Raw genomic sequence first — 8325 nt, forward strand, 5'->3', positions numbered from 1 at the left:
CCGTTTCTCAGCGTTTTTTGCGCTTGAGAATCGTCAAAAGAATCTGAATGATTGGTTTTAAATTGAAGATCAAAAGCCCGATCACCAGAACAGCTTCAATGAACATCCAGCCGGGAACTTCAAAAATCATGACAAGGCTTTGAATCAAAAGAATGACGGTATTGATCGTTGTGCGCATGGGATAGACGCGCATTTTGATGAATTTGCGCGCAGTGATGACACGCAGGATAAACACCACAAAGTAGCAGAAGAACGTTGCGAATGCCGCACCGTTTACACCCCAGACAGGAATCAGGATGAGGTTCAAAACGACGTTGATGACAGCGCCAACAGAGATCGTCAAGAACGAGAAAATACTCTTTTTCTCGACGGTATACACACTGCCTGCAAATGCGCCGAAGCAGTTAAAAACGGTTGCCAGCACCAAAAACGGGATGTATGCCCAAGCACCGTAGTAGCTGTCCTGTGCTAAAAGGATGACGGCGAGCTTTGAAAACGGGATAAGCGCCGCGCCTGCCATGAAAATGAGCGCACTGTACGATTTAAAGATCTTTGAGAAAAAGCGGTTGCGGCCTTTTTCCTCGGTGATGGCGGAAATCTGCCATGCGCTGATGAAAATGCTTGAGCATACGCTGATGATGGTCGGCAGCTTATAGGACACCGCATATAAGCCGTTTGCTTCGTTGCCGAGCATATACGATACAATGAAACGGTCGGATACGTTTGTGATCCACCAGCAGAGCATGTTCGGAATGAGCGGCAGAGAATAAAGGATCATCTCTTTCCACAGCGGAAGATTGATGTGTTTAAAGTTTACATAGCGCCACAGACTTGCGATGAAGAACAAGAAAACCGAGGACAGAAGATCAGAGCAGACGATCGCCATAATATAGCCGATGACGCCGAATTTAAACACGACAAGGAATAAAATGTTGAATAAAATCGTGGTGATCGTGCTTAAAATGCCGTCGAACGCAAAGAGCTTGACGAGTCCTCTTGCACGCACAAACTGCGAGCAGATCGACCGAAGCGACGAAGTCAGTATGAAAATATAGACAAGCAATGTGTGGCCTGCGATGGTTTTGACCATCGAAATGAGCGGCGCAAAGCACAAAAGCAGGATAAAGCCGATAAACAGCGTTAAAAATCCGTTTGTGAGGACTTCACTTTTGCGCACGGATTTATCAAGGCCAAACCGGATGATCGCATTGACGATTCCGAGTGTGACAAGCGGCAAGAGCAGGTTGCCGCATTGGACAATCAAGTCGGTGACGGAATATTCAGCAGGCGACAGCGCCCATGTATAAAGCGGCATCAGCAGAAAGACCAAAAACTTTGAGCTGAATGTACCGATTGCGAAAATCACAGTATTTGAGGCAAGGCGTTTATATTTGTCCACAATACTCCTCCTGTCAAAACGCAGAATGCGTTTCCATTATTTTGTGCATTTCTTTTGTTTGATTATACCACATCTCCTTAATAAAAAGAAAGAGGAAGCAAGAAAACTCATACGAAATTTGACGAAAAAACAGTTGCAAAATAAAAAAGGCGTGCTATACTTGCAGTAACAAAGTCGTGTGCAGGCACGAAACAGACAGAAAGGAGTATTTCTATGCTTTACAAAGACAAAAACGCACCGATTGAAGCGCGTATCCGTGATCTTCTTTCCCGCATGACATTAGACGAAAAGCTCGATCAGATTGATCAGGATTTTTCGACGATTGACTGGGAGAAAATCGAAGAACCGCTGCGCAGTGAGTGCAAAGAGAAAATGGAAAAACGCAAATCGGATTCCCGCGTGCACAACGCGTTGCAGCGCTATGCCGTTGAGCACACACGCTTAGGCATTCCGTATTTTATCCACGAGGAAGCGCTGCACGGCCTGCATCGTTCGGATGCAACGATTTTCCCGCAGCAGATTACACTGGCAAGCACGTTTTCGCCCGAACTTGCATACGACATGGGACGTGCCATCGCAGAAGAATCCCGTGCAAAGGGCATCTGCGAAGTGTTTGCGCCGGTGCTCGACTTGGCACGTGACCCGCGCTGGGGAAGAACCGAGGAAACATACGGCGAGGATGTCTATTTGAGCACAAAACTTGGTACTGCTGTTGTCAAAGGCTTGCAGAAAGACGGCGACGTGTCTGCACCGGATGCCGTGCTGTCGGAGCTTAAACACTATACCGGCTACGGCAACCCGATCGGCGGCTTAAACTGTGCGCCGACCACTATGGGCCGCCATGACGTGTTTTCCTATTGTATGCCGGTGTTCGAATCGGCAGTCGTCGAGGGCGGTGCGACAAACGTCATGGCATCGTATAACTCGATTGACGGATTCCCGGTCATTGCCGATCACGAGATTTTGACCGAAGTGCTCCGTGACAAATGGGGTATGCCGGGCTTTGTCCGCGCGGACATGACGGCAATCATCATGCAGCATACCGCACACCACAACGCTGCAACGCCGAAAGAGGCGCTTAAAAACTCGGTGAAAGCCGGTGTCGACGTGCAGTTTGCCGACTATTCGCACGAGGACTACCGCCGTTTGATGAAAGAAATGCTCGAAAGCGGCGAAATCACGATGGACGATATCGATACGTCCGTTTCGCGTATGCTGCGCTGCAAATTCATGCTCGGACTGTTTGAAAACCCGTATGTGGACGAAGAAAACGAAGCAAACGTCATCCACAGCGAAGCACACCAGCAAAAAGCACTTGAGATCGCACAAAAGAGCGTCGTGCTTTTAAAAAATGACGGCATTCTGCCGCTTTCGAAAGACGTGAAAAAGATCGCAGTCTTAGGTCCGAATGCGGATCGTGCCGTCATGGGCGACTACTGCGTCGAACCGGATTACAAAACGGTAAGTCTGCTCGACGGCGTGCGTCAGCTGGTCGGTGAGAACACCGAAGTGGTGTATGATAAGGGCTGCAACATCTTAGGCGCTGAGATCAAACCGGTCGAGCGCTGGTGGATGCACGCAGTGCCCAACGAAGCTGCCGGCATCCGCGATATCGACTATGGCTTCACCGGCGAATATTTTAACGGCCCGGACTTCTCGGGCGAACCGGTGCTCACACGCCTTGACCCGCAGATCAACTTCAACTGGATCTACCATAAACCGCACGATGTGATCGATTCGAAACAGTTCTGTGTGCGCTGGACAGGTACGCTGCATCTTGGAAAAACATTCGATGGTCGTGTCGGCCTTTCGAGCCCGGACAGCATGCGGCTGTATATCGACGATGAACTGATCGTAGACGGCTGGGAGGAAAAGGACGCAAACCAGATGGTGCCGTTCCATTTTGACAGCTTCCGTGAATATCGCATCCGCGTCGAATTTCGAAATGATGCACGCGGTGTGCGCGTGATCTTCGGCGTCGATGACGGCGAGGAAACGATTGACCGTGCCGTTGCACTCGCAAAAGAGAGCGATGTCGCAATCGTTGCACTCGGCGATTCGACCGAAACAAGCGGCGAAAACTTCGACCGCACATCGTTTGACCTGCCGGGCAAACAGCTCGACTTCTTGAAAGCCGTCTATGAAACCGGCACACCGGTCGTGCTTGTCATGAATACCGGACGTCCCGTTTCGTGCACATGGGAGCAGGAGCATCTGCCGGCAATCGTACAGGCGGGCTTCAACGGTGAAAAAGGCGGACTGGCAGCCGCACAGGTGCTCTTCGGCGACGTAAACCCGTCAGGCAGACTGACGCTTTCGTATCCGCGCACCGTCGGCCAGATTCCGTGCCACTATGCACGCAAACCGGCGGGCGGCAGAAAATATGTCGAAATGGACTGGAACCCGCTGTATCCGTTCGGCTACGGTCTGTCGTACACAAGCTTTGCGTATGAAAACCTGCGGCTTTCTGCGGATACGATCAAAAAAGACGGCACACTCACGGTCAGCGTCGATGTCAAAAACACAGGCGACCGCGCAGGCGACGAGATCGTTCAGCTGTATGTGGACGATCACTACACCTCCGTTGTTCAGCCGATTATGGAATTAAAAGGCTTTGCGCGCGTATCGCTTTTGGCGGGTGAGCAGAAAACGGTTACCATGACGCTCACGCCAAAAGAGCTGTGCATCTTAAACCGCAATTACGAATGGGAAGTCGAGCCGGGTACTTTCACGGCAATGATCGGCAGAAACGCCGGCGAGATTCTGCTTTCGGCGGATTTTGCAGTCGAGGAATAATCGGGAAATCACTTTTTGTCATCCATTTAAAAAAGCTTCGGGAATGACTTGCTTTTTGATACAGGATTTGGTATACTCGAATCAGAAAGCTGTCCGATACAGCACCGGAGCGGTTTTCCGGGAAATACAGACAGAAAAAAAGAGGGGCGTACGATTCGTGCGCCCTTTTTTAATGAAACGGAGGAATGGTCATGACAAAGAAAAAAGTGTTGGTCATTGCGGGTGTCGTGCTGGTGTTTTTGCTTGTGCTGTGGTGGATTTTTGCGTCGGTGAGCGATTCGATTGCGATTTCGCTTGCGGGCGGAAGAACAAACGCTTCCTGCGTGCAGACGATCACCCACGCATGGGATGATGTAAACGGGGAGTACAAGGTGATCCGTACGGAGACAAACGATGAAGGCAGCAGACCGATGCTGCTGCATCTAAAGAAAAATGCGCTCGGATTCTGGACGGCGGATAACGTGGAAACAGCCGCTCCCGAGGATTTGTGGGCGGGCATCGGGTGGTTTGAGGACGCGGACGGATATGTGGGAGTCTCGGATGCTGTCCACATCGTCTATGCCGGAAACAATGCGGTCAAGAAGATCGAGTTTGACGAAAGCGAACTGCCGCGCGGTGTGGCGGTGAACGTGTCGCAGTTTGACAACAGCTATGTGGTGCATCTTGTTTCGTATGATACGGAATTGCTGGATGGTTCGGTTGAAAAACTGCTTGCGGGTATGGTAGAATAGTGCCATAGAAAAACTATAAGGGGATGTTTTTTAAAATGGCACTGTTTCATGTAAACTTTTTCTCGGAAGCGCTGTCGATGTGCATGTCGATGGACGTGATTCTGCCCGAACAGACAACGGCGCAGATCGGTATGAAAGGTGTTGCAAGCGGAAAACCGTATAAGACGCTTTACCTGCTCCACGGCATGAGCGACGATCATACCATCTGGCAGCGGCGTACTTCGATTGAGCGGTATGTGAGCGAATTGGGCATCGCGGTCGTTATGCCGACGGTGCACCTTGCGTGGTATACCGATATGGCGCAGGGCAACCGTTACTGGACGTTTATCAGTGAGGAGCTGCCGAGAAAATGCCGCAGCTTTTTTGCGAACATGTCCGACAAACGCGAGGACAACTTTGCGGCAGGTCTTTCGATGGGCGGCTACGGCGCGTTTAAGCTTGGACTTTGTGCATCGGAATCGTTTGGTGCGGTGGCATCGCTTTCGGGCGGGCTGGATGTGGTCGATACCTGCCGCAAAAACAGCGACAATCCGATCTGGCAGCAGATTTTCGGTCCTGCCGATCAGGTCAAGGGCAGTGAAAATGATCTGTTTGCCGCAGCAGAACGATTGAAAGCGTCCGGAAAGCCGCTGCCGAAGATGTATCAGTGGTGCGGCACGGAGGACTTTTTATACGAGCAGAACGTGCGCATGCGCGATCATCTGCTGTCGCTCGGCTATGACCTGACCTACGAGGAGTCTGCCGGCGATCATGCGTGGAATTACTGGGATGAAAAAATCCAGACGGTACTGCGTTGGCTTCCGATTGAACGATAAACAAAGAAAAGCCTGAGAGAACGAGTTTCTTTCAGGCTTTTTTGTGTTGAATCATGGATAATTTTTCAAGTCTGTACACTAATATTGTAAAATGTTATTCTTGATTTTACTAGTTTTGCGTGCTATAATGAACACATAGTACAAAAACTGTACTGAAATCAAATAAAAATGGAGGAAAAAGCAATGAAAACAACAAAGAAAAGTCTTTGGCTGAGCGCTGTTTCGATGATGCTTTGCGTTGTAATGCTTCTGGGTACAACGTTTGCATGGTTTACAGACAGTGTAACAAACAAAGACAACGTCATTCAGGCGGGCAATTTGGATGTTCAATTCGATTACCGCGGATTGACGGAAACGACCGCCGAAAATTACAAAAAAGTGGACAGCAAAGCACTGTTCAACGATGTGAAATGGGAGCCGGGTAAATCGTTTGGCTATGATTTTAAAGTTACAAACGCAGGTTCTCTGGCATTTGACTGGGAGCTTTCGTTCCAGAACATCAAATCCGAAGGCGGCACAAACAATGTCAATATCGCAGATGTGCTCGACGTCTATGTGCTCGATGTCAATGCGAACGAAGTAACAGGCACACCGGCAAAACTGTCTGCTTTGAACAACGGCGTTGTAACCAGCGGTCAGCTGAAAGCAGAAGACAGAAATAACACCCAAGAGTTCTCTGTCGTGATTAAAATGAAAGAGGACGCAAATAACGATTATCAGGGTGCAAAAGTTACATTCGATATCTATCTGCGTGCAAAACAGGCAACCGTTGAAAAAGACGGCTTTGAGTCGAGCGATTACGACAAGAATGCAACATTTGAAGGTGTTGTAAATACGGCAGAAGAATTCACAGCTGCATTGCAAAAAGGCGGCGAGATTACACTGGGAAAGGATATCGTGTTGACATCTCGGGCAGTTGTTCCGGAGGGTGTTACTGTTTCGATTGATTTGGGCGGAAAAACGATTTCCGGTTACGGAATCAGAAATCTCGGTACAATTGAGAGCCTCACAAACGGCACCATCGTTGCAGAGTCCGGCTATGGTCTTGAAAACCGCGCAAACATCGGCTTGCTCAACTGCAATATTACATCAGTCACAAGTGATGCCATCAACAATGGAACAGGCACTTGGCAGGATGGCGAGTATGTTGGAAGCAATGGCGTGATCGAGGAAATCGCAGGCGGCAGCTATGCAGGACATGCAGATGTATATGCCTCGTCCATTACAGGCGCATGCGGTCTTTATAACGGCTCCAATGCAGTTGTAAAACTGATTTCGGGCGGCTATTTCCAGGGATCTTCGGTTGCGTTCCGCAACTATAACAAAAACGGAATCGAACGCGTTACCGGAGGCTTCTTTGACTGCCCGTATATGGACGAGAATGGCCGTACATTCTGTGACAGCACAACGATTGACGAAGTATTTTATAACAATGCACCGCTTGAGGTAACCGGCGGCACATGGTATAACGTTGGCAGCAAAATCAACAGCAAAATTCCGGAAGGATACCAGCTGGTTCAGGGTGACGAATGCGAAATGACCAGCAGAAAAGCATATGTTCGTTATGATGCCGAAACCCAAACACCGGCGCACTGGGTAGACGATCCGGACGGCACCGTATATTATTACTGGACAGTTGAGAAAAACTAATCCATTTCCTGCTCCTGCAAAGACGAAGATGCAACATATGATAACGAAGAAGGCGCTGTTGTAACCGAAGATATGATCAAAGACGTACTCGGCGAAAAAGCTCAAGATTATGAAACAGCTGAGACAGACGAAGAAAAAGCACAGATTCTCAAAGATGCTGGTTTGCTTTCTTCTTCCACAGAAACAAACAGCTACTATGCAAGAAGAATGATTCACGGCCTGACACTTGAAAATGGTCTTGTACTGGATCAGGGCTCTTGGGGTGGATTGAATCTGGTTGCATTTGTGGAAGGCGCAGAAAGTCTTGAAATTGAATTAAAAGACGGTCCGGCACAGCTGATCAGCATATCAGAAGGAAAATATCTGAGCATCGGCACAAGCATTGCATCGGGTGTTTCTACCTACACACTGACATATAAAGATGCAGACGACGTACAGGTTGCACAGGTTGATGCAAAATTCTATGGTGTGTCCATTGGCGGTTACAGTGCAACACACGACCTTGAAGCAGGCGAATCAACAACAATCGTATTTGACCATGACAGCAAAGGTCAGAGAATCCGTAATTATAACGATGTCAAAGACTTTACTGATGTAGAAATCATTTCTTCTGATGCGTCCAAAGTAACCGTTGACAGCTATTCGTTCGATGAGAACGGCACCTTGACTGTCAAAGTTACACGCCATGCAGATGGACAGGTTCATCTGCGTTATCTCATGACTTACAACGTAAAACAGTTTGCAACAGATGATGAATTCTCCTATGGAGAGACAAACAAAACGTTCTGCAAAGTAAACTAATCACTGATAAAAAAGAACGCTTCATTGGGGCACCCTCCGTAAGGAAGGTGCCCCAACTGCTTTGTATTTAACTTCTTTTCAGATTGTGGTATCTCAATCCGATGCTCGCTATACCTATAGACATGCTATCACA

Annotated in this window: 6 protein-coding genes; 5 read left to right on the plus strand and 1 reads right to left on the minus strand. The window is 48.7% G+C overall.

The genetic code is table 11. The features are described 5' to 3' along the window. Positions 1 to 7 precede the first annotated feature (7 nt). Entirely contained in the window at positions 8 to 1399 is a 1392-nt protein-coding gene (locus tag H6A12_RS03965) for a polysaccharide biosynthesis C-terminal domain-containing protein (RefSeq protein ID WP_204444981.1), read from the minus strand. 213 nt (positions 1400 to 1612) lie between these two features. Between H6A12_RS03965 and H6A12_RS03970 the strand changes: the two genes are divergently transcribed. The 5 genes from H6A12_RS03970 to H6A12_RS03990 all read left to right on the plus strand — a co-directional run bounded on the left by H6A12_RS03970 (position 1613) and on the right by H6A12_RS03990 (position 8192). Beyond that, on the plus strand, positions 1613 to 4195 hold the full coding sequence (locus H6A12_RS03970; protein ID WP_204444983.1) for a glycoside hydrolase family 3 N-terminal domain-containing protein: 2583 nt from the start codon (positions 1613 to 1615) through the stop codon (positions 4193 to 4195). A gap of 191 nt (positions 4196 to 4386) precedes the next feature. Next, positions 4387 to 4926, plus strand: a complete 540-nt coding sequence (locus H6A12_RS03975; protein WP_204444986.1) for a hypothetical protein — start codon at positions 4387 to 4389, stop codon at positions 4924 to 4926. 35 nt (positions 4927 to 4961) lie between these two features. Further along, entirely contained in the window at positions 4962 to 5741 is a 780-nt protein-coding gene (locus tag H6A12_RS03980; protein ID WP_204444988.1) for an alpha/beta hydrolase, read from the plus strand. 183 nt (positions 5742 to 5924) lie between these two features. Further along, entirely contained in the window at positions 5925 to 7391 is a 1467-nt protein-coding gene (locus tag H6A12_RS03985) for a TasA family protein (RefSeq protein WP_204444990.1), read from the plus strand. A 72-nt stretch (positions 7392 to 7463) separates the two neighbouring features. Beyond that, positions 7464 to 8192, plus strand: a complete 729-nt coding sequence (locus H6A12_RS03990; RefSeq protein WP_204444993.1) for a hypothetical protein — start codon at positions 7464 to 7466, stop codon at positions 8190 to 8192. The last annotated feature ends 133 nt before the right edge of the window (positions 8193 to 8325 follow it).

The sequence above is a fragment of the Merdimmobilis hominis genome, from assembly GCF_016901855.1.
GTDB lineage: Bacteria > Bacillota > Clostridia > Oscillospirales > Ruminococcaceae > Paludihabitans.

Coding starts and splice junctions, on each gene's coding strand:
- H6A12_RS03970 (WP_204444983.1), top strand. CDS start 1,613: ATGCTTTACAAAGACAAAAACGCACCGATTGAAGCGCGTATCCGTGAT.
- H6A12_RS03975 (WP_204444986.1), top strand. CDS start 4,387: ATGACAAAGAAAAAAGTGTTGGTCATTGCGGGTGTCGTGCTGGTGTTT.
- H6A12_RS03980 (WP_204444988.1), top strand. CDS start 4,962: ATGGCACTGTTTCATGTAAACTTTTTCTCGGAAGCGCTGTCGATGTGC.
- H6A12_RS03985 (WP_204444990.1), top strand. CDS start 5,925: ATGAAAACAACAAAGAAAAGTCTTTGGCTGAGCGCTGTTTCGATGATG.
- H6A12_RS03990 (WP_204444993.1), top strand. CDS start 7,464: ATGATCAAAGACGTACTCGGCGAAAAAGCTCAAGATTATGAAACAGCT.